The sequence below is a fragment of the Bradyrhizobium sp. Mp19 genome (assembly GCF_029952935.1).
In the GTDB taxonomy this organism is placed as follows: Bacteria; Pseudomonadota; Alphaproteobacteria; order Rhizobiales; family Xanthobacteraceae; genus Bradyrhizobium; species Bradyrhizobium elkanii.
In genome coordinates this window covers 1-20713 of the sequence record NZ_JASAUT010000041.1, presented here as the reverse complement: position 1 = coordinate 20713, position 20713 = coordinate 1, and the positions used below count along the sequence as shown (strand labels likewise).

The window sequence follows — 20713 nt, the reverse complement described above, 5'->3', positions numbered from 1 at the left end:
GGCTTCCCGGTCTCCCGCCGGCGCGAATGGACCTCACTCCGCAGCGCGCGCGATCGCGTCGGCCTTGCGAGTGGTGACGACGACCTTGATCGCGTCATCCACGCGATCCCGCGCATATCTGAGCGCCGTCGGCAGGTCGGCCAGCGGAAACGTATGCGTGTGGATTCGTGTCGCGTCGAACCGCTTCGCTGCCATCAATTCCATGGCGCGGCGAGTGGCGCTGCGGCCCTCGCCGCGGATCCCGTAAGCGTAGATGTTGTTTCGCACGAGATGCGCGATGTCCAGCGTCGCGGCCTCGTGCGGGAAGGCGGCCAGACAAATCTTGCCGCCACGATTGGTCATGTGAATGGCCTGGTTGAGTGTCGCTTCGGTGCCGGCACATTCGACGACATAGTCCGCGCCGATCCCCCCTGTTAGTTGCTTCACGACCGCAACGGCGTCTTCGTCGTTGATGTTGATGACGCGGTCGGCCCCCAGTTCCCGGCCGATCGCCAGCCGCTTGTTGCGCGTTCCGGTCAGAATCACCGGGCTTGCGCCAAGCGCCTTGGCCACAGCAACTGCGAGAAGTCCGATCGGCCCCGGGCCGATCACCACGACACTCTCGCCCGCCACCAATCCCCCCAATTCAGTCAAGCCGTACATCGACGTGCCCGCGGTCACCACGAGCGTCGCCTCCGCGTCGCTCATGCTATCCGGGACGCGCGCCAGCGTATTGATGTGGTTGACTGCGTACTCCGCGAATCCGCCGTCGGTCGTAAAGCCGTTGGCGCGGTGGCCCTTCTCCGGCTTTCCATAGTTGAGGCATGACGTGTACATGCCCTGGCGGCACCGTTTGCATTGGCCGCAGCCGGCGTGGATTTCGACGCTGACCCGCTCGCCGATCCTGAATTCGTCAAGGTCCGGCCCGAGCGCGGCGACCGTGCCCATGTATTCGTGGCCCGGCGTAAAGTTCTTGTTGAAGGGCAGGCCGCCCTGAATGCTTGCCGGCGACCCGGCATGGATAATTTCGAGATCGGTGGCGCAGATCGCAACCGCGTCGATGCGCACCAGCACCTCGGCACGCGACGGGACCGGCGTCGGCTTTTCGCGAAGCAGGAGCTGATCGGGGCCACCAAGGACCCAGGCTGTCATCAGGTCTGGGACGGGAAGATCGGACGATGTCTTGACGCCGGGCGGCTGGTACATGGGCTTCCTCTTTTGGCCGGCAGCCTAGCGCGAAACCAGTGGTTGCCGCGAGCACCGGATCGTCGGCATCGCGGCCGTTGCATTTGCTGCACGGCAGCAAGCGCGTCGCAAAACATTCATACGCGGCCTATACTTGGTCGCCCGGTTGATGTTGAAATCCTCATTGCATCCTCTCCCAGACCGGAGCCTCCCATGAAGACCGTCCGCCTTGTCCTCGCGTTGCTGGCGCTGACGCTGATCGCGCCGTGGCAATCCGCCAGGGCGGCCGACGTGATCTGCTACAACTGTCCGCCGGAATGGGCAGATTGGGCCTCGATGCTGAAGGCGATCAAGGCGGATCTGAACTACGATATCCCGCATGACAACAAGAATTCCGGCCAGGCGCTGGCCCAGATCCTGGCCGAGAAGAGCAATCCGGTCGGCGATATCGGCTATTTCGGCGTGACCTTCGGCATGAAGGCCAAGGCCCAGGATGCGCTCGAGCCTTACAAGCCGGCGCATTGGGATCAGGTCCCGACCGGCCTCAAGGACCCCGATGGCTACTGGACCACGATCCACTCCGGCACGCTCGGCCTGTTCGTGAACAAGGATGCGCTTGGCGGCAAGCCGGTGCCTGCCTGCTGGAAGGATCTTCTGAAGCCCGACTACAAGGGGATGGTCGGCTATCTCGATCCGTCGTCGGCGGCGGTCGGCTATGTCGGCGCGGTCGCCGTCAATCTGGCGCTCGGCGGCTCGCCAGGCAACTTCGATCCGGCGATCAGCTTCTTCAAAGAACTGCGCAAGAACGATCCGATCGTACCCAAGCAGACGTCATATGCCCGCGTCGTCTCCGGTGAGATGCCGATCCTGTTCGACTACGACTTCAATGCCTATCGCGCGAAGTACTCGGAGAAGGGCAACTTCGAGTTTGTGATTCCCTGCGAGGGGTCGGTGGTGTTTCCCTATGTCGTTGGTCTCGTGAAGAACGCGCCCGACAAGGAGAAGGCCAAGAAGGTGATGGACTATCTCTTGTCCGACAAGGGGCAGGCGATCTGGACCAATGCCTATCTGCGTCCGGCCCGCCCGATTGAGCTGCCGGCTTCCGTGAAGGGGAAATTTCTCCCCGACAGCGACTATGCTCGTGCCAAGAGCGTCGACTGGGGCGAGATGGAAAACGTGCAAAAAGCCTTCGTCGACCGCTATCTCGCCGAGGTTCGCTGAGGCAATATGGTGCCCTTCGCCGGGGCACCATTCTTCCGATGTCGCAAAAATCCTTCGTTTGGCTCTGCCTGCTGCCGCTCGCGGTCGTGACCACGGCATTCTTCCTGCTGCCGATGGCACGGCTGGTGGTCGCGGGTGCCGAAGGACCGCACGGTCTCGCCGGATATCTCGCCATCCTGACCGAAGCTCGTTACCGCGCGACGCTGATCAATACCGTGCTCCTGGCCGCGGCAACGACGGTCGTCACGCTGATCGTGGCGACGATAGCCGGAATGTTTCTGCAGCGGCACCGCTTTCCCGGGCGGGCCGTGCTGATCGCGATGCTGACCTTTCCGCTGGCGTTTCCCGGCGTGGTGGTCGGCTTCATGATCATTCTGCTGGCGGGGCGGCAGGGCCTGATCGGCGATCTCTCCAACCGGATCTTCGGCGAGAAGTTCGTCTTCGCCTATTCGATCTACGGGTTGTTCCTCGGCTATCTCTACTTCTCGATCCCGCGCGTGATCCTGACCATCATGGCGGCCGTGCAAAAGCTCGATGTCGGTCTGGAGGAAGCCGCGCGTTCGCTCGGCGCCAGCCCCTGGGCGGTGCAGCGTGACGTCGTGCTGCCGGCGCTGGCGCCGGCTTTCGTTGCGTCCGGTGCGATTGCGTTTGCGACCGCGATGGGGGCCTTCGGGACTGCGTTTACGCTGGCAACGAACATCGATGTGCTGCCGATGCTGATCTACACCGAGTTTACGCTGGCCGCCAATTTCGCGACCTCGGCTGCGCTGTCGGTGGGACTTGGCCTGATCACCTGGCTCATCCTCGCGCTCGCCCGCTCGTTCAGCGGCAGCGCGGTCGCGGCGGCCGGGTGAACGCATGCGTGATCGCTTGATCTTCACCGGCCAGTTCATCTTCACGCTGCTCGTTGCCGCCTTCCTGGTGGTTCCCGCGGGGCTGTCGATCTCCGCGGGCGTGACCGTCAATTACTTCCGGGGCATCCAGTCCGGCGTGACGCTGCAATGGGTCGCGCAGGTCTGGGAGCTCTATGCCGGCACCATCCTGCTCTCCTTCGTGATCGCATTCGCGACCCTTGCCGTCACGCTGCTCGCCGGCGTTCCCGCAGCCTATGCGCTGCATACGCGGGGAGGCCGGCTTGCGCGCATCGTCGAGGAGATCATCACGTTGCCTTTGGCGATCCCTGGGCTAGCGATTGCGCTTGCACTGCTGCTCGCCTATGGCAGCTTCGGTGACTTTCGCCGTTCCTGGCTTTTCATCCTGGTCGGCCATGTGATCTTCACCATGCCGTTCATGGTGCGGTCGGTGATGGCGGTGTTTGCCACCGTGGACATCAAGACGCTGGATGAGGGCGCGGCTTCGCTCGGAGCGTCGCCATGGCGGCGATTCCGCGACGTCATCGTGCCGAACGCACTGCCGGGAATTCTCGCCGGCGCGCTGATGGTGGTTACGCTGTCGCTCGGTGAATTCAACCTGACCTGGATGCTGCATACGCCGTTGACGAAGACACTGCCGATCGGGCTCGCCGACAGCTACGCCTCGATGCGGCTCGAAGTGGCGTCGGCCTATACGCTGATCTTCTTCGTGATGATCATTCCGCTGCTGGTCGCGATGCAGCTGCTGGCCGACAGGGATCACAAGCGATGAGTACGGCCGGGCACGGTGCAGCGGTGCGGATCGAGGCGTGCGGCAAGACCTTTGCCGACGGCACGCGCGCGCTCGATCCCGCAACCCTCGACATTGCGCGCGGCGAGACGCTGGTGCTGCTCGGGCCGTCCGGCTGCGGCAAGACCACGATGCTGCGCATCATCGCAGGGCTCGAGCTGCCGGATGTCGGCGGCAAGGTCCTGTTCGATGGCAAGGACATGACTTCGGTCCCGATCGAGCGGCGCAATGTCGGGATGGTGTTCCAGTCCTACGCCCTGTTCCCCAACATGACGGTGGCGGACAATATCGCCTACGGCCTGAAGATCCGCGGTGTTGCGAGGGGCGAGCGCGCCGCACGCGTCGCTGAACTGGTTGCGCTGACGAACATCACGGGATTGGAGAATCGCCGCATCGACCAGCTTTCGGGCGGCCAGCGTCAGCGCGTCGCACTGGCGCGTGCCGTCGCGATCCGGCCCGGCATCTTGCTGCTCGACGAGCCCTTGACCGCGCTCGACGCCGCGCTGCGGGACCGGCTGCGCAGCGAGCTCAACCGGCTGTTGCGCGCGCTTGGGATCACGACGATCTATGTCACCCACGATCAGGCCGAAGCCATGGAATTGGGCGACCGGATTGTCGTGATGCGGAAAGGCGCAATCGCGCAGATCGGCACGCCGCGCGAGGTCTACTTCGCGCCGAAGGACCGGTTTGTGGCGGAGTTCATCGGAGCGGCGAACATTGTGGAGGCTCCGGTCGAGAACGGCGTATTGATCCTGCCCGGCGGGCGACTGCCGATCGCGGGTGGAGCGACGACCGCGAACGCGACCGTCATGATCCGCCCCGAAACCATTCGCGTGACGGAGGCGGGCACCGGGATACTTTCGGGAATCGTCGATTCCGTCAGCTTCATCGGCGACCGACAGCGGCTCGTCGTGAGCGGTGCATCGAGCAAGCCGCTCAATGTCGACGCTCCCAACACGATTCAAGCCAGGATCGGCGATCGCGTCGGGCTTTCGATTGCGCCCGACGCTGTCCGTCTGCTCCCCTCCGAACCACGAGATTGATCGATGCCGTCGAAACCGGTCCTCATCGCCCAGATTTCCGACCTCCACATCAAGCCGCCGGGAGCGTTGGCCTATGGCCGGGTCGATACCGCGAAGGCGCTTGAACGCTGCGTGGCCGCGCTCAGCGCATTCGAGCCGGCGCCCGATTTCGTCGTCATCTCGGGCGACCTTGTCGATACGCCCTCGGTCGAGGAATACGACTATCTCAAGCGACTGCTCGCGCCGCTGCGCGTTCCGTTTGCCGGAATTCCCGGCAATCACGATTCGCGTGCGTGGATGCGCGCCGCGTTCCCTGCCGCACCTTATGTTCATGCGACAGGTCCGCTCGACCAGCAGATCGAGGTGAATGGCCTCGATCTGCTGCTGCTTGATTCAAGCGTTGCCGGAAAGCCTCATGGCATGCTCGAACCGTCGACGCTGCAATGGCTGGACGCGACGCTGGCGGCAGCGCTCGACCGGCCCGCGCTGCTTTTCCTGCATCACCCGCCGTTCAAGGGCGGCATCTGGCACATGGACCGTCAGGACCTTTTCAATGCCGCCGAACTGGCAGCAATCGTCAGGCGTCACCCGCGGGTGCGTTTGATCGGCTGCGGGCACGTGCATCGTGCCATGCTGACCTCTTTCGCCGGGATACCCGTGACATTGTGCCCCGCGCCGAACCATGCGGTCGACCTGGACCTCGGACAGCTCCGCGAACCATCGTTCAAGGTGGAACCGCCGGCGTTTCACTTGCACACGTGGTTTGGCGGGCCGGATTATGGACAATTGGTCACGCACCAGGTCCCGATCGGTCAGTTTGACGGGCCGCATCCGTTCTTTGGGCCAGACGGCAAGCTGCTGTGAGTTGGCCGCGTTGACCCCTCGCACAGACAGGATTTTGCCAGGCGAGATTGTCGTGGATGGGCCGGGCATGTCAGACCAAGCGCTGCCCGCAGCCTGCAATTGAGCGTTGCATCGACACATATTTATTCCAAATTGTACCTTGGATGCCTTCTATCCCATTGCGCCGGCTCGGACCTTTTGTTGCTGTAGGGCTCCTGGGGGGCTATACTTCTGTCTGCTTTCATTGATCGATGGCTTTGTCGGCGTCCGCTGTGCTGGCGGGCCGATTGAACGCAACACAATCAGTCTGGATCACGATGACCGGTGCGTCGCCCATAGAACGAACTTCCGGCGCGCCGTTGTTTTCGAACAACAAGCTGTCGGTGTTGCGCAAGCATCCCTATTTCGCCGATCTCGAGCCTGAGGCATTCGATCAGCTCTGCCGCTACGCCAAGCACACCACGCTGAAACGGGGGACGACGATCTTTTCCAAGGGCGATCCTGGCACCAGCCTGATTGCGGTGATCTCGGGCACGGTCAAGATCAGCATCTCGTCGCCGGATGGTCGCAACGCGATCTTGAACCTGATCGAAGCCGGCGAGATCTTCGGGGAGATCGCGCTGCTCGATGGCTTGTCGCGGACGGCCGATGCCACCGCCAACACCAATTGCGAGCTGTTCGTCATTGACCGGCGCGAGTTCATTCCGTTCGTGCGCAGCCAACCGACGCTTGCGATGAAGTTCATCGAGCTGCTTTGCGAAAGACTGCGCCGGACCAGCGATCAGGTCGAGCAGGTCATCCTGCAGAACTTGCCCGGCCGTCTGGCCAGCGCGCTGCTGCGCCTGAGCGACAAGCACAAGCCGCAGGGGCGCACCATCTCGATCACCCAGCAGGAGATCAGCGAGATGGTCGGGATGACGCGCGAGAGCATCAACAAGCAGCTCCGCGCGTGGGCGATACGCGGTTGGGTCAGGCTCGAGCATGGCGCGATCGTCGTGCTGAAGCCCGAGACGCTGCAGGAGCTGGTCGACGCCGGCGCGAACGACGGCGAGTAGTCGCGCCGGCTGCCCGGTCGGTCGTGCATTTCACGAAACGGTGAGCTGAACAAGGCCTGTGAAGCCATTCACATCGGCCTTGCGTGCGCTGCGGTAAGTGACGCTTCAGGGGAGCACAATATGGAGGAATCCATGCAGAGCTCTTTCGACAAGCGACGGCAGGATCCACAGCACAATTACCAGAGCTTCAGCATCAAGCTGGTCGCGTTGCCGCTGCTCGTCATCGTTGCCTTGATCGGGATGCTGGTCAGTCATCCGGCGGCGGTCAGATGGATATCGGACGCGGCGCAAGCGGAGTTCGTCGGAACCGACGCCGTCTACACCGATCCGATACCCAATATCGCGCAGGTGGCACCGACAGCCCGGCCTCTCAACGAGATCCGGACGGTGAAGGCCTACTGATCGTTGATGCCGTCGTCGCGCGGCACGGCGCGACGATAGCTGCCTGTCCAGCAGCAAGCCGTCCTCACGCGGCTACGCCAAGCAGCTTTGCTGCGGTCCGCCCGAGAATATTGGCCTTGTCATCGTCGCTCAGCGACGACGAGGCGAAGATGTGGTCGACCGGTGCGAGTTGCCATGGATAGGGATAGTCGCTTCCCAGCACGATCTGGCCGACGCCAACCTGGGCGGCGAGGTGCCTGATCGCCTCCGGCGTGAAGATCAGAGAGTCGAAATAAATCTGTTTGAGATATTCCGCCGGCGCCTTCTGGAGCTTGATCTCCGGATTGCATCCCTTGGGTCCAACCAGACAGGCATGGTCCGAGCGGTCGGCATACGAGCCGAGATAACCGCCGCCATGTGCGGCGATGATTCTCAGTCCCGGGAAGCGATCGAGCGTGCCCTCGAAGATCAAATGGGAGAGTGCGATCGTGGTCTCGAGCGGATTGCCGATCGTGTTGCCAAGCCACCCATTGCCGGAGAGCCGCTTGTTGAGCTCGGGCACGCCCTGCGGATGGATGAACAGGGGGACACCGAGTTCCTCGGCCTTGGCCCAGACCGGATGAAACTTCGGATTTGAGAATTCGACGCCATCGACGACACCGCCGATCGCCGCGCCCTTCAGCCCCTGCCTTTTCACCGCCGTCTCCAGCTCCTGCACCGCAAGGTCCGGTGCCTGCAGCGTCAGCGAGGCGAAAGCTGCGAACCGGTCGGGCTTCGAGGCACAGAGCTCGGCGAGCTTCTCATTCTGGATTTTCACGATCTGCACGGCAAGGTCCCGGTCGCGGTCGTACCAGAACGGATTGATCGAAAGCACCTCCATATCGACGGCCTGCGCGTCCATCGCAGCCAGCCGCTTGTCGATCTCGATGAAGGCCTCGCTGGCGCCGTTGACCGGCGGCAGTTGCAGCTTTCCGGCGTCGGCGCCGAGCAGGGCTCCCGCCTCGCGGAAATGGCAATGCGCGTGGATGTCGATGGTCTTGACACGTTTGCCGTTGACCGTGACCGGCAGTTGCTGGCGCGATTGCTGCGCATTTGCGTTGTGGACGAGCCCGCAGCCGCAGAACACGATGCCTGCCGCCGCCGTTGCTCCCGCTTTCAGGAAATCCCGCCTTGTGGTCATGACGATCGCCTCCCTGGTTGTTTTGTTATGGAGGGGGAGCCTAGGGATGCTGGCCAATGGTCGCAAGATCACACGCTGTGCGTGTCGCGCAATGTTGATCTGCTCAGACCGGCTTGATCCCCGCCTTTGCGATGATGCCGCGCCATTTCGGCACTTCGTCGGCAATTCGCCTGCGCATGCCGTCGGGCCCGTTCGCAAGCACCTCGAAGCCGTCGTTGCGCAGCTGTTCGGCGATCTTCGGCGTCTTCAGAATCTCGATCGATTTCGCCGACAGCAACGCGACAACGGAGGAGGGCGCATTCGCAGGCGCGAGAAAGCCCTGAAAGGTGTCGGAGACGAAATCCCTGTAGCCGAGCTCGATCATGGTCGGCACATCAGGCAAATCGAACCATCGATGGGTTCCGGTGACGGCCAACGCTTTCAATGCCCCTGACTCGATGTGTGGATGGGCAGGCGGAAGCGCCGCAAAGGCGACCTCGGTCGTTCCGCTCAGGATCGCCTGGATGGCGGGACCAGCGCCCGAGAACGGCACGTGCGTCATCTGGAGCTGGCCCATGATCTTGAACAGCTCGCCGGCGAGATGTGGCGTCGTCCCGAGGCCAGGGCTGGCATAGTTCAGTTCGTCCGGGTTTGCCTTTGCGCGTGCGATCAGCTCGGCGATTGAATTGATCCCAAGCTTCGGATTGACCAGGATCACGTTCGGCGACGTGCCAAGCTCGGCAATCGGCGCGAAGTCCTTGACCGGATCGTACGGGATTTTGGCGTAGAGGCCGGGATTGACGACAAAGGCGCTCGACGTGATCAGGAGCGTATAGCCGTCGGGCTCGGCATGTGCGGCAATGCCGATCCCGATATTGCCACCGCCACCGGGGCGGTTCTCAACCACGATGGTGCCGCCGAGCGCTTCGCCAAGATGGGTGCCGAGGATGCGGGCCATGATGTCGGTCGGTCCACCAGGCGCAAACGGCACGATGACCTTGATCGGGCGTTCCGCGTAGCCGGCGGCCTTGGCCCGCCCGGTAAGACCAGCGATCGCAAGTGCGCTACAGGCTTTCAGGATCGAACGACGCGAGGAAGGGGCTAATCTACCCGTCATCGGACATGCCCCCGCATCACGAATCTAAAGGTCGAATACCGCTACGGCGCGGATCGGCGACGCCGTCCCGTCGCGCCATTTCATCGGCAGGCCGATGAAGGTGAATTGCCCCTGGCCGAGCAGGGCTTCCAGATTGCACAGGCTTTCGATGTGGGTGATGTCGAGATCGAGGCAGGCCTTGTGAACGAGCAGGTTCTCGTCGCTGTCGGGACCGGGGCGCATCGAGTCGACGCCGAAATGAACGATGCCGTGTTTCGCCAGCCACTCGGTCGCCGCGACATTCACGCCGGAATTGTCGGTCGAATATTCCTTGCGCGGAAACGTCCGGGCATGGTGGCCGGTGCAGAGCAGGACGGTGCCGCCCATCGGGATCGGCCGTCCGGCCTCCTTCACGGCTGCTTCGAGGTCGGAAGGGGTGATCTCGGCACGCGGCGCGATGTGGCGAAGGTCGAGACAGATGCCCGGTACAATGCACTTTTCCAGCGGATATTCATTGATCGGTATGCCGCTCGGGCCGAAATGCCGGGGCGCATCGATGTGGGTTCCGCCATGGTCGGGCATCGAGATGAACATCGATGCCAGGCCATAGACGTTTCTCGATTCCGCAAGGGCTTCCTCGTGGTTCTTCCACATCCCGTGCATGATGGGCGGATGGCCGGGATAGCTCGGCGTGCGGTGATAGAGCTCTCGGCTCAGGTCAATGATCCTCACGACGGGTGCCCTTTCTTGACGGAGCTGGCGCAGGCGCGCTTCTGCCCGCAATGCTGACGCGTTTGCCGCGCTTGTGCAAGATGGCGCTTGCCCTCGGTGTCGAACCTGAAGCAAATCGGGAAAGTGTTGCATTCCGGCATGCGTCGCCGAAGGGAGGATTCACGTGACCGACTATCGCAAGCTATTCGATCTCACCGGCAAGACCGCCGTCGTGCTGGGAGCGGCCTCAGGGATCGGCAAATCCTCGGCCGAAGCGCTGGCGTCGCTCGGCGCGCGCGTGCTCTGCGCCGATCGAGCGCAAGAGGGCGCGGAGGCAACGGCCGCCGCGATCCGGCAGCAGGGCGGATCGGCAACATCAGCCAGCTGCGATGCGGCCGATCGTGCCGGCGTCGAGGCGCTGGCGGCGAGGGCGCTCGCGGAATTTCAGCGGATCGACATCGCGGTGACGACGCCGGGACTGAATATCCGCAAGACCATCCTCGATTACACCGAGGAGGATCTCGACCGCGTCATCAACCTCAACGTCAAGGGCACGGTCTGGTTCTTTCAGGCGTTCGGTCGCACCATGGTCAAGCAACAGGGCGGCAGCCTGATTGCATGTTCCTCGGTGCGTGCCGTGACCATCGAGCCGGGACTTGCAGTCTATGGATCGACCAAGGCGGCGATCGGCCTTCTGGTCAAGGGCTTCGCGTCCGAGGTCGGGCGATCCGGCGTCCGCGTCAATGCGATCGCGCCGAGCATCGCGGAGACCGCATTGACCGGTCCGTTCAAGCAGCGGCCGGATATCTACAACCTCTATGCCGGCCATACCGTGTTCAATCGCTGGAGCAGCGCCGACGAGGTCGCGACCGCCGTCGCCTACCTTGCATCGGACGCGGCGAGCTATGTCAGCGGCAGCACGCTGTTCGTCGACGGCGGCTGGACCGCGGTGGACGGACCGCCGACCGGCCTCACGCAACTGGCGCGGTAGAGCGTGATGAAGGCAGGTTGAAGCGGTCTCGCGCCGTCATCGCCCGGCCTGAACACCTGACCGGGCGACGACACGGAACCTGCTTGAGATCGCGCCACAAGTTCAGTGTCGTCCCTGCGAAAGCAGGGACCCATAACCACAGACGGTCATTGTTGCGCAATACTGGACGACGAGTCCCGTTCACGACACGAGCCGCGGCGTATGGGTCCCTGCTTTCGCAGGGACGACGCGTGGAAGGAGCCGTGGGCTCTCCACGCGTGCGGGGCGATCCAGTACGCCGCGGCTTCTCGGCTCAAGTGCAGACGTCCCTGTTTCAATGCGAGGTCCAGGCAGAACCGTTGCAATAAACTGGAACGTGAACCGCGCCGCCTCCGATCAGGGCGCCATTATACGTTGGCGCGGTCGCGTCAGTCACGGCGGCCATCGCGTCCTGCATTGCCGGATTGCACGTCGGCAACGTCGCCACGGTGAAGGACTTCAGTTTCATCTGTGCATTCATGACGATCGCCCCGGTGCCCTTCGGGGTGAACCCGAGATCGATATTGGTATCGACACCGCCAGCGGCCACCGAGGGAGACGCGCCGGAATCGTTGCCGTTGATGATGATCGAGTTGCCGTTCGAGCCCGATCCGCCGATATCAGCGATGCGCGCGAGTAGCCGCGTGTGGGACAGATTGTAGAAGTTATAGTTGCCCCGGTTCGTGGTCTGAAAGTCCATTCCGACTGTCGCATCGGTGCCGGTCGCCGCGATCACCGGGTTGGGCGAACCGCTGCCCGCAATGGCGGCAATGAAGTCCAGATAGTTGGTGGTCTGCCCCTGCGTCGTAGCGGGTGGCTGAAACCGGCCGATCTGGTTCTCGAACTGGTCGGTAAACGCTGCGCCGTTGGTTCGGAAAATCAGCTTGGTTTGGGTCGCCAACGCGTTGTTGTCGGAGCGGATGACAGCCGACAGAGCGGGCGTCACGTCGCCGCCGCTGAACCGCCATTGTATTTCATGGCCCTTCGCCATGACGATAGCGGGCGCGGTCTGCCCCGGCGTGTTGCCGTCGTTGCCGTAGATCGAATTGGCGCCGACAACGATACCTTTCATGAACTGGCCGTGATTGTTCGCGATCAACAGCGCCGCACTGGCGGGGTTGACGACGGCGCCCGATTGACCTGTTTCGCCGCCGGACCCGAGCAACAGATCAAGCGTCATGCCGGTTTGCGAGGTGCCACCGCCATACGGATCGACATTGACGATGCTGCCGAGGTTCGCGACATCCATTTCCATGCCCTGGATGCCGCCTGCGATGGCGCCACCAGATGCCGAGTACGTCACGGTAGTGGCAGCAGCGACGGTCATGGCAGCCGACAAGGTCGCAACGCCGGTGCTACCGTTATATGCGGTGACCCATGTGCCGGGCGTGATCCCGGTGCCGTCGATGCGTCCACCAACCGTTGGAGCTGTGCCGGGGATCGGCGAGAAGGTGAAAGCCGTGCTGGAGACGCCGCCGGTGCCGCCGGTGCCGGTCGTCGTGGTGTCCGCTGCGCGCACCACGTGGGTGTAGTGCCCCCACGATGATCGCCGGTTCGTCTGCACCGCATCGAGATAGTCATTCAGCGCGAAGCCGAGGAAGCCGACGGTGCCGGTGTCGGAGGGGTTCATGTCGCTCGTGCGCGAGCCCGCAGCGATTGCGGTGGCGCCGCGCTGGCTCACCACCTCGAAGGTCGAGCGGCTGTCGAAGTACGTCATGAGGCCCGAGGCTTGCTGCGCCACCCAAGTCGTCTGCACCGGGAAGCGCTTGCCGTCGGCGATTACCGCACCGCCGATCAACACGCGATCCGCGAGACGGTGGATGATCGCAGGCGGCGTGTCGTCGGAGAATATCGACCCCGTCAACGGGACCTTCAGCACTTGGCTTCCGGTCTGCACCTGCTGGGCATGGCTGCAATACGGGAACAGCCCCGTTAGAATCGCGGCAGCGAGCAGTCGAGTGATGCCATGTTTCATTGCACGGCCCCCTTGATGTAGGCGGTGATCACGCCGGTGGTCTTGGTGAAACAGTTGGCAGCCGATGTGACCACGGCCGTGATGCCGGTCGAGTACACTGATGGCGGGCCGGGATTATAGTTGATCGAGCCGAAGCCGGACGCAGGCAGCGGCGCGCAATCGAGCGGAGTGATTGCGCCATCCGCAGGTGCGGTGGTCGCATTGATGATCACCAGAAAACCGGCCGTGGCCGTCAGGTTGGTCGCATAGGCCGAGTACAGGTTACCTGCACCGGCCTTGAGCACGAGGTTATTGGCAGCCGCGCTGGTCACCACTGGTGTGATGCCGCCCACTGCTGCGCTGGTCGGCGCGATGGCCACCGCCGCAGTTCCGGTGCCAGCGGCCGCTGCGCCGTTGATCGACCGCTGCCGGTCCCACGTGGTGCCGTTGAACATGAAGCCCTTGTTGAATAGCGCACCGCTGGTGTTCGATGACCCGCCGGTACCGACGTTCAAGGCTGCGCCAACGTTGGTCGAAGCGTCCGCGCCGGTGGACGATGTCGCGGCAAGGATGCCACCGAAGTTCGAAAGTTGCAGATCACCGCGCTGACCGGCGGCAAGGGTCGGCATCGTGGAGTTGAATACACCGCCGATCTTGACCGGGTTGCCGGAGTCGGCCGTGCCGCCGGCGATGTTGCCCTGTATCTGTTGAGTGCCATTGACGAAACTGTTGTTCAGCGCCTTGAGCAGGGAGATCGTGGTCGCGGCGGCGGCGCTGGTTGGTACGGTAGCTGGAGCGTCGGTGGTCGAACCCTCGGCAACGTCGGCGCCATTCGCGATGGTCACGGCCTGACCATGGCTCTCCCTGATCCCGGCCGTGACCACCGCGATGATCAGCGATGTCGAGGCTGTCCACTTTAGGAAATTCCTGACCTTCATTTTCGTAGCCTTCTCCTTATGCGACCCAGGCCTCGGATTGAGCCCGGCATCGTGGAAACCAATCGGTTTCTGATTGCCGCCTTTGGCACGGCGGCGCATGCGTGGGTGATGTCATTGCGGAAGCCGAGCAATCGCGCCGTCATTCCCGCGCAAAGGCGTCGCCTTTGTCGCTGGAGAAGTCCGCCATCGGCGGGCGTCAAGGATGGCACAGCCGCAAGGGGCGGTGTCGGCGTGATTTCGGAATAATGGAAACGTACCGCTGAGTTGCCCGACGAGTCAAGTGGGCCGTGTCGGCCGGCAGCCGCCGGCTACTTTGCATGGGGTTGTTTTCGATATTTTGGCCGTGTGCCCCTGCGGCGGCAGGTTATCGCATCCGATCACGCCGTGGGTTGTGTTGACGACTCCGGTCCGGAGACGAACCCGGCCTGGCTGCGCAGCCGTGATGTCTCGGGCGACGTCAGCAACGCGATCAGGTGTTGCGCCTGCGATGCCGACGATGCCTGCGTCGGGATCGCAGCCGTATACATTGTCGCGAGCCCGCATTCCGGCGGCAAAGTGCCCGACAGCACGACACCTTTGGTGCTGATGATCTCGGTCGATTGCGTGCAACCGATCGGCTGCCGGTCATTGGACTCCGCCAGATGCCGCATCGCGGTCGCACCGTTCGGAAAGATCTTCAGGCGGTCGGCGACGACATCAGCGATGTCGAGCTGCGCGAGCACCTTGGCGACATGAATTCCGGCGGTCGATGCCTTGGTATCGGGCACGAAGATTGCGTCCGCGGCGAGCAATGCCGCGCGCAGGCTGGCTGCGTCGTCGGCGCTGACCCACGGATCGCCGGCCCGGACGGCAAGGGCGGTTTCCACGCGGCCGATGTCCGTGATCGAGCTGCGCAAAACCAGCCCTTCGTCGGCCAGCTTTGCGATCAGGGCAGCGGTCAGGATGACGATGTCGGTCGGTACGCCGGCGCGCAATTTGTCGGCCATGGCGCCGACCGCGCCAAAATCACCGGAGATGCCCAGGCCGGTATCGGCTTCAAACGCGAGTGCGAGGCTGCGCACCAGGCCCTGCGCCGCCCCGCCACTCAGGATGTTCAAGGTCTTCATGCGCCCTGTTCCTTCGCTCGCGGACTCGCCGCTGCGTGCTTATTGGGGCTTGTCCAATCTCTTGACGACGTCTGCCCACTTCACGATATCGGCGCGCAGGAATTTGTCGAACGCCTCCGGTGTCATGGTCATCGGCGCCGCGCCTTGCGCGGCCCAGAGCTTCTCGACCTCCGGCCGCCTGATGGCTGCATTCACCGCTGCGTTGAGCTTGTCGATGATTGGCCTCGGCGTGCCCGCCGGGGCCATCAGGCCGAGCCAGATCGTTGCTTCATAGCCGGGCACGCCCGCCTCGGTCACCGTCGGAACGTTGGGCAGCACCGTCGAACGGATCTTGCCGGTTGTTGCGAGCGCTCGCACCTGGTTTTCGGCGACGTTCGGCGCCATCGCCGGAACGGCATCGATCATCATCTGGACCTGGCCGCCGATGACGCCGCCGCGGGCTTCCCCGCTGTTGCGGTAGGGCACATGCACGACGTCGATCCCCGCCATGGCTTTGAACAGCTCGCCCGCCATGTGATACGGCGTGCCCTGACCTGACGACGCATAGTTCAACTTTCCCGGCTGGGCCTTTGCGAGGGCGATGAATTCCTGCAAGGTCTTTGCCTGCACGGCGGGGTGAACCACGATCACGAGATCCGAAGTGTTCAACGACGCGATCGGCGTCAGGTCGCGCATCAGCTCATAGTTGCGCTGCGGTACCAGCGATTCGTTCGCGGTCTGGATGTTCGACATCATCAGAAGGGTGTAGCCGTCGGCAGGCGCCTTTGCGACCTCGAGCGTGCCGATCACGCCGCCGGCGCCGGTGCGGTTTTCCACCACGAAGGGCTGGCCGAGGCTTTCCTGCAAGATGCCGCCGACTTGTCGCGCGACGACGTCGGCCGGACCGCCGGGACCAAAGGGAACGATGATCCTGACCGGCCGCGCAGGATAGTCTTCGGCCTCAGCATATGAGCTTGACATGGACACGGTCAGCAACGCCGCGACAAACACCAAGGCGTATCGCAGGCTCGCCATTGACTGAATCCCCCAACTTTAGTCTTGTTTCTTGATCAGAAGTCTAGCTGCAACTTGAAGCTTCTGTCGACGACAGACTCCGTTTTCGCGCATCGGAATAAGAGCGGGAGGACGGTGTACTCAAACTTCGCCATCGCGTGCGGGGAATCATATGAGGAAACATCCTGGGCTATCGCGCCGCGACATGCTGAAGGGCTCGGGCGCGGTGCTGGCTGGGGCCGCCCTTTCAACGCGGGTGATGGCCGCCGCGCCACCTGCGGAACCGGTGATGCCGACGTTGATCGAGGCGGCGAAGAAAGAGGGGCAGGTCGTCTATTACACCTCGACCGATCTGCCGGTTGCCGAGAAGCTGGCAAGGGCATTTGAAGCGAAATATCCCGATATCACTGTGCGCGTCGAACGCACCGGCGCGGAGCGTGTGTTCCAGCGGGTCGGCCAGGAATATTCCAGCAACATTCATGCCGTCGATGTCGTGAATTCCTCCGACGCCGCACATTTCATCGTGTGGAAGCGCGACGGCATTCTCGCGCCCTATGTTCCGGAGGAGGTCGCGAAATACTATCCCGAGGAGCATCGCGACGCGGACGGGCAATTCGCAAGCTTCCGGGTCTGGCTTTCGATCATTGCCTACAACACCAATCTCGTGAAGGCCGAGGAGGCGCCCCAGAGCTTTGCCGATCTGCTGGATCCGAAATGGAAGGGCAAGATCGTCAAGGCGCATCCCGGCTATAGCGGCACCATCATGACCGCGACCTATCAGATGCAGCGCGATCTCGGCTGGAGCTTCTTCGAGAAGCTCGCCAAGCAGAACATCATGCAGGTGCAGTCCTCGACGGATCCACCCAAGAAGCTCGATCTCGGCGAGCGTGCCGTCATGGCCGACGGCAACGAATACAACATCTTCCAGATGAAGGAGGCCGGCCGCCCGGTCGAGCCGGTCTACGCCACCGAGGGGTCGCCGATCATTGTCGGCCCCAACGGGATCTTCAAGGACTGTCCGCATCCGAATGCCGCCAGGCTGTTCCAGTCGTTCGCGCTCGGGCGTGAGGGCCAGCAGCTCAATGTCGAGATCGGCGGCCTCAGATCCGTCCACGCGCAGGCCAAGGAGAAGGCCGGACGCAGGCCGCTAAAGGACATCAAGACGATGAAGGACGATCCGGTGGCGGTGGAGCGGGAAGGGGAATCGATCAAATCGCATTACACCCGCATCTTCCGAGTCTGATGGCACAGCTCGGCCAATCGCTGCCCATCCGGGCGCCTGCCGCATGGCACGTGCCCGGATTTCGCGCGAGCTGAGTCAATAATGCCCCTCGGCGGAGGCGGCGTTTGATGTTACCAATTTGGCCATGAACCAGCATGCCAAGGTCGACATCCGCCATTCCACCTGTCCGCACGACTGCCCCTCGGCATGTGCGCTCGACGTCGAGGTGATCGAGGGACGCTCGATCGGTCGAGTCAGGGGCTCCAAACAGCAGACCTATACGGCCGGCGTGGTCTGCGCCAAGGTGGCGCGCTATGCCGAGCGGATTCATCACGCCGAGCGGCTGATGTATCCGCTGCGCCGGACCGGGCCGAAGGGCTCCGGCCAGTTCGCGCGGATCTCCTGGGACGAGGCGCTGGACGAGATCGCGGCGCGCTTCGACGCGGCCGAGCGGGAATTCGGCGCCGAGTCGGTCTGGCCTTACTATTACGCCGGCACCATGGGGCTCGTGATGCGCGACGGCCTCAATCGGCTGTCGCATGTGAAGAAGTATTCGCGCTTCTACGGCACGATATGCGCGACCATCGCGCGCATCGGCTTTGCCGCCGGGACCGGCAAGATCGCCGGCGTCGATCCGCGCGAGATGGGCGTCTCCGACCTCGTCGTGATCTGGGGCACCAATCCGGTGAACACCCAGGTCAACGTGATGACGCATGCATCCCGCGCGCGCAAGGAGCGCGGCGCGAAGATTGCGGCGGTCGACGTCTACAACAACGAGACCATGAAGCAGGCCGACATCAAGATCCTGCTGCGGCCGGGCACCGACGGCGCGTTCGCCTGCGCTGTGATGCATGTGCTGTTCCGCGAGGGATTTGCCGATCGCGATTATCTTGCGCGGTATACCGACTGCCCGGACGAGCTGGAGGCGCATCTGAAGACCCGCACGCCGGAATGGGCTTCAGCGATCTCGGGCGTGCCGGTCGACGAGATCGAGGCGTTCGCGCGGCTGGTCGGAACGACCAAGCGCTCGTTCTTCCGTCTTGGCTACGGCTTCACCCGCAGCCGCAACGGCGCCGCCCAGATGCACGCCGCATCGTGCATCCCCGCGGTCACCGGTGCCTGGCAATATGAGGGCGGCGGCGCGTTCTTCAACAACGCCGCAATCTGGCGCTTCGACGAGTCGATTATCGAAGGCCACGACGCGATCGATCCCGCTACACGGGTGCTCGATCAGTCCAAGATCGGCCGCATCCTCACCGGCGATCCCGAAGCGCTGCGCGGCGGCGGGCCGGTCAAGGCGATGTTGATCCAGAACACCAACCCGATGACGGTGGCGCCCGAGCAAGCGCTGGTGCGCCAGGGCTTTGCCCGCGAGGATCTGTTCGTCGCGGTGCACGAGCAGTTCATGACCGAGACGGCCCAGATGGCCGATATCGTGCTGCCGGCGACGATGTTCATGGAGCACGACGACCTTTATTACGGCGGCGGTCATCAGCACATCTCGGTCGGCCCGAAGCTGATCGATCCGCCCGGCGAGTGCCGTTCCAATCACGAGGTGATGCAGGGGCTCGGTCGCCGCCTCAACGCCGTGCATCCCGGCTTCGACATGACGCCGCGCCAACTGATCGATGCGACCTTGAAGAAGAGTGGCCACGGCACGATCGAGGCGCTGGAGGCCGACATTTGGCGCGACCTGCAGCCCGATTTCCGCACCTCGCATTATCTCGACGGCTTTGCCCATTCCGACAAGAAGTTCCACTTCAAGGTCGACTGGGGCAAGGTCCCCGTCGGGGCCGGCGGGCTGATGGGCGCGTGGGACAGGATGCCCTCGCTGCCCGACCACTGGACCATCATCGAGGAGGCGGACGCGCAGCATCCGTTCCGGCTCGCGACCTCGCCCTCGCGCAGCTTCCTCAACACCAGCTTCAACGAGACGCCGTCGTCGCAGGCCCGCGAGGGCGCGCCGACCGTGATGATCCATCCCGACGATGCGGCTGACCTGTCGATCGCCGATGGCGACGCGGTGACGCTCGGCAACATGCGCGGCGAGACCACGCTGACCGCAAAGCTGTTCGACGGCGTTCGCCGCGGCGTGCTGATCGCCGAGTCGATCCATCCGAACAAGTCCCATATCGGCGGGCGCGGCATCAACATGCTGACCGGGGCGGAGGCCGTCGCACCGCTCGGCGGCGCCGCGTTCCACGACAACAAGGTCTGGATCCGGAAGGCATCGGCCGCCGCATAAATCCTGCTTGCAGTCGGCGCCGATCCTGCCGCAAATGTCGGCTGACAATGGCACATTGGCCAAGAAAACAGGCAGGAAACATGACCGACAACAGCGTTCTTCTCGAAAAGCGCGGGCAGGCGTTCTGGATCACCATCAACCGCCCGGACAAGCGCAACGCGCTCAATGCCGGTGTGATCGCGGGCATCGCCAAGGGCTATCGCGAAGCGCATGACGACAGGGACGTGCGCGTCATCGTGCTGACCGGCGCGGGCGACAAGGCGTTCTGCGCCGGCGCCGACCTGCAGAACAGCGGCGCGGCCTTCTCGATGGATTTCTCGCGCCCCAATGTCGACTATGCCGACCTGCTGCGGCTGTCGCAGAGCGCGACCAAGCCCGCGATCGCGCGGGTCGGCGGCGTCTGCATGGCCGGCGGCATGGGCCTGTTGTGCATGACCGACATGGCGGTGGCTGCCGATGGCGTGATCTTCGGTCTGCCCGAGGTGAAGGTCGGCGTGTTTCCGATGCAGGTGCTGAGTCTGCTGCAATCGATCGCCCCGCCGCGCCTGGTCAACGAATGGGCGCTGACCGGCGAACCGTTCGATGCCAAGGCTGCCCAGGCCGCGGGCCTGCTCAACTATGTGGTGCCGGCGGCCGAGCTCGACGCCAAGGTCGATTGGCTGATCAGCCGCATCGTCGACAAGTCGCCGACGGCGATCCGCCGCGGCAAATACGCGATGCGCGCGATCGCGTCGATGTCGTTCGACGAGAGCATCGCCTACACCGAAAGCCAGATCGCGCTGCTCGCGATGACCGAGGATGCCAAGGAAGGCCTCAAGGCCTTCGGCGAGAAGCGCAAGCCGACCTGGACGGGCCGCTAAAGCGGGATGGGTTTAGGTTGAATCGATTTGGGATTCCCAAATCAGTGTGTTTCTGATTCACCATGCTGGCTG

20 protein-coding genes are annotated in these 20713 nt (G+C 63.4%); 11 read left to right on the top strand and 9 right to left on the bottom strand.

What is annotated here, in order from left to right; translation table 11 throughout:
* Positions 1 to 33 precede the first annotated feature (33 nt).
* Positions 34 to 1047, bottom strand: coding sequence for a zinc-binding dehydrogenase (locus QJT82_RS32585; RefSeq protein ID WP_245288833.1), 1014 nt, complete (start codon positions 1045 to 1047; stop codon positions 34 to 36).
* 330 nt (positions 1048 to 1377) lie between these two features.
* Here QJT82_RS32585 and QJT82_RS32580 point away from each other — a divergent pair, with 330 nt between their 5' ends.
* The 5 genes from QJT82_RS32580 to QJT82_RS32560 are packed head-to-tail and all read left to right on the top strand — an operon-like array spanning position 1378 to position 5933.
* On the top strand, positions 1378 to 2385 hold the full coding sequence (locus QJT82_RS32580) for an ABC transporter substrate-binding protein (protein ID WP_028343152.1): 1008 nt from the start codon (positions 1378 to 1380) through the stop codon (positions 2383 to 2385).
* A gap of 38 nt (positions 2386 to 2423) precedes the next feature.
* Positions 2424 to 3239 (top strand): ABC transporter permease, encoded by an 816-nt coding sequence (locus tag QJT82_RS32575; protein ID WP_018272804.1) that lies wholly within the window; start codon positions 2424 to 2426, stop codon positions 3237 to 3239.
* A gap of 4 nt (positions 3240 to 3243) precedes the next feature.
* Complete coding sequence (locus QJT82_RS32570) at positions 3244 to 4029, top strand: ABC transporter permease subunit (protein ID WP_028343151.1); 786 nt, start codon at positions 3244 to 3246, stop codon at positions 4027 to 4029.
* Positions 4026 to 5090: an ABC transporter ATP-binding protein gene (locus QJT82_RS32565; RefSeq protein ID WP_028343150.1), complete on the top strand. Its 1065-nt coding sequence runs from the start codon at positions 4026 to 4028 to the stop codon at positions 5088 to 5090. The genes QJT82_RS32570 and QJT82_RS32565 overlap by 4 nt, the downstream gene beginning before the upstream one ends.
* Before the next feature lie 3 nt (positions 5091 to 5093).
* Positions 5094 to 5933, top strand: coding sequence for a phosphodiesterase (locus QJT82_RS32560; protein ID WP_028343149.1), 840 nt, complete (start codon positions 5094 to 5096; stop codon positions 5931 to 5933).
* Positions 5934 to 6153: 220 nt separating this feature from the next.
* Here the strand turns inward: QJT82_RS32560 and QJT82_RS32555 are convergent, their stop codons facing one another.
* Complete coding sequence (locus QJT82_RS32555; protein ID WP_225645868.1) at positions 6154 to 6306, bottom strand: hypothetical protein; 153 nt, start codon at positions 6304 to 6306, stop codon at positions 6154 to 6156.
* On the opposite strand from QJT82_RS32555, the gene QJT82_RS32550 reads away from it, so the two are divergent.
* Together QJT82_RS32550 and QJT82_RS32545 are read left to right on the top strand one after the other, a co-directional pair.
* On the top strand, positions 6296 to 6967 hold the full coding sequence (locus QJT82_RS32550) for a Crp/Fnr family transcriptional regulator (protein ID WP_229188843.1): 672 nt from the start codon (positions 6296 to 6298) through the stop codon (positions 6965 to 6967). The genes QJT82_RS32555 and QJT82_RS32550 overlap by 11 nt on opposite strands.
* A gap of 132 nt (positions 6968 to 7099) precedes the next feature.
* Positions 7100 to 7369: a hypothetical protein gene (locus QJT82_RS32545; RefSeq protein WP_155258687.1), complete on the top strand. Its 270-nt coding sequence runs from the start codon at positions 7100 to 7102 to the stop codon at positions 7367 to 7369.
* A gap of 64 nt (positions 7370 to 7433) precedes the next feature.
* On the opposite strand, the gene QJT82_RS32540 is transcribed toward QJT82_RS32545, so the two are convergent.
* The 3 genes from QJT82_RS32540 to QJT82_RS32530 all read right to left on the bottom strand — a co-directional run bounded on the left by QJT82_RS32540 (position 7434) and on the right by QJT82_RS32530 (position 10335).
* On the bottom strand, positions 7434 to 8528 hold the full coding sequence (locus tag QJT82_RS32540; RefSeq protein ID WP_028343147.1) for an amidohydrolase family protein: 1095 nt from the start codon (positions 8526 to 8528) through the stop codon (positions 7434 to 7436).
* A gap of 103 nt (positions 8529 to 8631) precedes the next feature.
* On the bottom strand, positions 8632 to 9624 hold the full coding sequence (locus tag QJT82_RS32535; RefSeq protein WP_063607113.1) for a tripartite tricarboxylate transporter substrate binding protein: 993 nt from the start codon (positions 9622 to 9624) through the stop codon (positions 8632 to 8634).
* A 24-nt stretch (positions 9625 to 9648) separates the two neighbouring features.
* A complete protein-coding gene (locus QJT82_RS32530) occupies positions 9649 to 10335 on the bottom strand; it encodes a cyclase family protein (protein ID WP_028343145.1) in 687 nt (228 codons plus the stop codon).
* A gap of 163 nt (positions 10336 to 10498) precedes the next feature.
* Here QJT82_RS32530 and QJT82_RS32525 point away from each other — a divergent pair, with 163 nt between their 5' ends.
* On the top strand, positions 10499 to 11305 hold the full coding sequence (locus QJT82_RS32525; protein WP_028343144.1) for an SDR family NAD(P)-dependent oxidoreductase: 807 nt from the start codon (positions 10499 to 10501) through the stop codon (positions 11303 to 11305).
* A 313-nt stretch (positions 11306 to 11618) separates the two neighbouring features.
* Here the strand turns inward: QJT82_RS32525 and QJT82_RS32520 are convergent, their stop codons facing one another.
* The 4 genes from QJT82_RS32520 to QJT82_RS32505 form a co-directional block, all read right to left on the bottom strand.
* Positions 11619 to 13298 (bottom strand): hypothetical protein, encoded by a 1680-nt coding sequence (locus QJT82_RS32520; protein ID WP_155258686.1) that lies wholly within the window; start codon positions 13296 to 13298, stop codon positions 11619 to 11621.
* Positions 13295 to 14215, bottom strand: a complete 921-nt coding sequence (locus QJT82_RS32515; protein ID WP_155258685.1) for a hypothetical protein — start codon at positions 14213 to 14215, stop codon at positions 13295 to 13297. Before QJT82_RS32515 ends, QJT82_RS32520 begins: the two co-directional genes overlap by 4 nt.
* 377 nt (positions 14216 to 14592) lie before the next feature.
* The gene (locus tag QJT82_RS32510) at positions 14593 to 15321 is read right to left on the bottom strand and encodes a substrate-binding domain-containing protein (protein ID WP_028343141.1); all 729 of its coding nucleotides are present in this window, start codon (positions 15319 to 15321) and stop codon (positions 14593 to 14595) included.
* 39 nt (positions 15322 to 15360) lie between these two features.
* The gene (locus QJT82_RS32505) at positions 15361 to 16335 is read right to left on the bottom strand and encodes a tripartite tricarboxylate transporter substrate binding protein (protein ID WP_028343140.1); all 975 of its coding nucleotides are present in this window, start codon (positions 16333 to 16335) and stop codon (positions 15361 to 15363) included.
* 151 nt (positions 16336 to 16486) lie between these two features.
* On the opposite strand from QJT82_RS32505, the gene QJT82_RS32500 reads away from it, so the two are divergent.
* The 3 genes from QJT82_RS32500 (at position 16487) to QJT82_RS32490 (ending at position 20641) form a co-directional block, all read left to right on the top strand.
* Positions 16487 to 17557 (top strand): substrate-binding domain-containing protein, encoded by a 1071-nt coding sequence (locus tag QJT82_RS32500; RefSeq protein ID WP_028343139.1) that lies wholly within the window; start codon positions 16487 to 16489, stop codon positions 17555 to 17557.
* Positions 17558 to 17681: 124 nt separating this feature from the next.
* Entirely contained in the window at positions 17682 to 19781 is a 2100-nt protein-coding gene (locus QJT82_RS32495) for a molybdopterin oxidoreductase family protein (protein ID WP_028343138.1), read from the top strand.
* A gap of 80 nt (positions 19782 to 19861) precedes the next feature.
* Positions 19862 to 20641 (top strand): enoyl-CoA hydratase/isomerase family protein, encoded by a 780-nt coding sequence (locus QJT82_RS32490; RefSeq protein ID WP_028343137.1) that lies wholly within the window; start codon positions 19862 to 19864, stop codon positions 20639 to 20641.
* The last annotated feature ends 72 nt before the right edge of the window (positions 20642 to 20713 follow it).

What these genes read in the sequence shown, in the direction of transcription:
- QJT82_RS32490 (WP_028343137.1), top strand. Translation starts at nt 19,862, where the DNA reads ATGACCGACAACAGCGTTCTTCTCGAAAAGCGCGGGCAGGCGTTCTGG.
- QJT82_RS32575 (WP_018272804.1), top strand. Translation starts at nt 2,424, where the DNA reads ATGTCGCAAAAATCCTTCGTTTGGCTCTGCCTGCTGCCGCTCGCGGTC.
- QJT82_RS32500 (WP_028343139.1), top strand. Translation starts at nt 16,487, where the DNA reads ATGAGGAAACATCCTGGGCTATCGCGCCGCGACATGCTGAAGGGCTCG.
- QJT82_RS32540 (WP_028343147.1), bottom strand. Translation starts at nt 8,528, where the DNA reads ATGACCACAAGGCGGGATTTCCTGAAAGCGGGAGCAACGGCGGCGGCA.
- QJT82_RS32560 (WP_028343149.1), top strand. Translation starts at nt 5,094, where the DNA reads ATGCCGTCGAAACCGGTCCTCATCGCCCAGATTTCCGACCTCCACATC.
- QJT82_RS32565 (WP_028343150.1), top strand. Translation starts at nt 4,026, where the DNA reads ATGAGTACGGCCGGGCACGGTGCAGCGGTGCGGATCGAGGCGTGCGGC.
- QJT82_RS32520 (WP_155258686.1), bottom strand. Translation starts at nt 13,298, where the DNA reads ATGAAACATGGCATCACTCGACTGCTCGCTGCCGCGATTCTAACGGGG.
- QJT82_RS32495 (WP_028343138.1), top strand. Translation starts at nt 17,682, where the DNA reads ATGAACCAGCATGCCAAGGTCGACATCCGCCATTCCACCTGTCCGCAC.
- QJT82_RS32570 (WP_028343151.1), top strand. Translation starts at nt 3,244, where the DNA reads ATGCGTGATCGCTTGATCTTCACCGGCCAGTTCATCTTCACGCTGCTC.
- QJT82_RS32510 (WP_028343141.1), bottom strand. Translation starts at nt 15,321, where the DNA reads ATGAAGACCTTGAACATCCTGAGTGGCGGGGCGGCGCAGGGCCTGGTG.
- QJT82_RS32505 (WP_028343140.1), bottom strand. Translation starts at nt 16,335, where the DNA reads ATGGCGAGCCTGCGATACGCCTTGGTGTTTGTCGCGGCGTTGCTGACC.
- QJT82_RS32535 (WP_063607113.1), bottom strand. Translation starts at nt 9,624, where the DNA reads ATGACGGGTAGATTAGCCCCTTCCTCGCGTCGTTCGATCCTGAAAGCC.
- QJT82_RS32580 (WP_028343152.1), top strand. Translation starts at nt 1,378, where the DNA reads ATGAAGACCGTCCGCCTTGTCCTCGCGTTGCTGGCGCTGACGCTGATC.
- QJT82_RS32515 (WP_155258685.1), bottom strand. Translation starts at nt 14,215, where the DNA reads ATGAAGGTCAGGAATTTCCTAAAGTGGACAGCCTCGACATCGCTGATC.
- QJT82_RS32545 (WP_155258687.1), top strand. Translation starts at nt 7,100, where the DNA reads ATGCAGAGCTCTTTCGACAAGCGACGGCAGGATCCACAGCACAATTAC.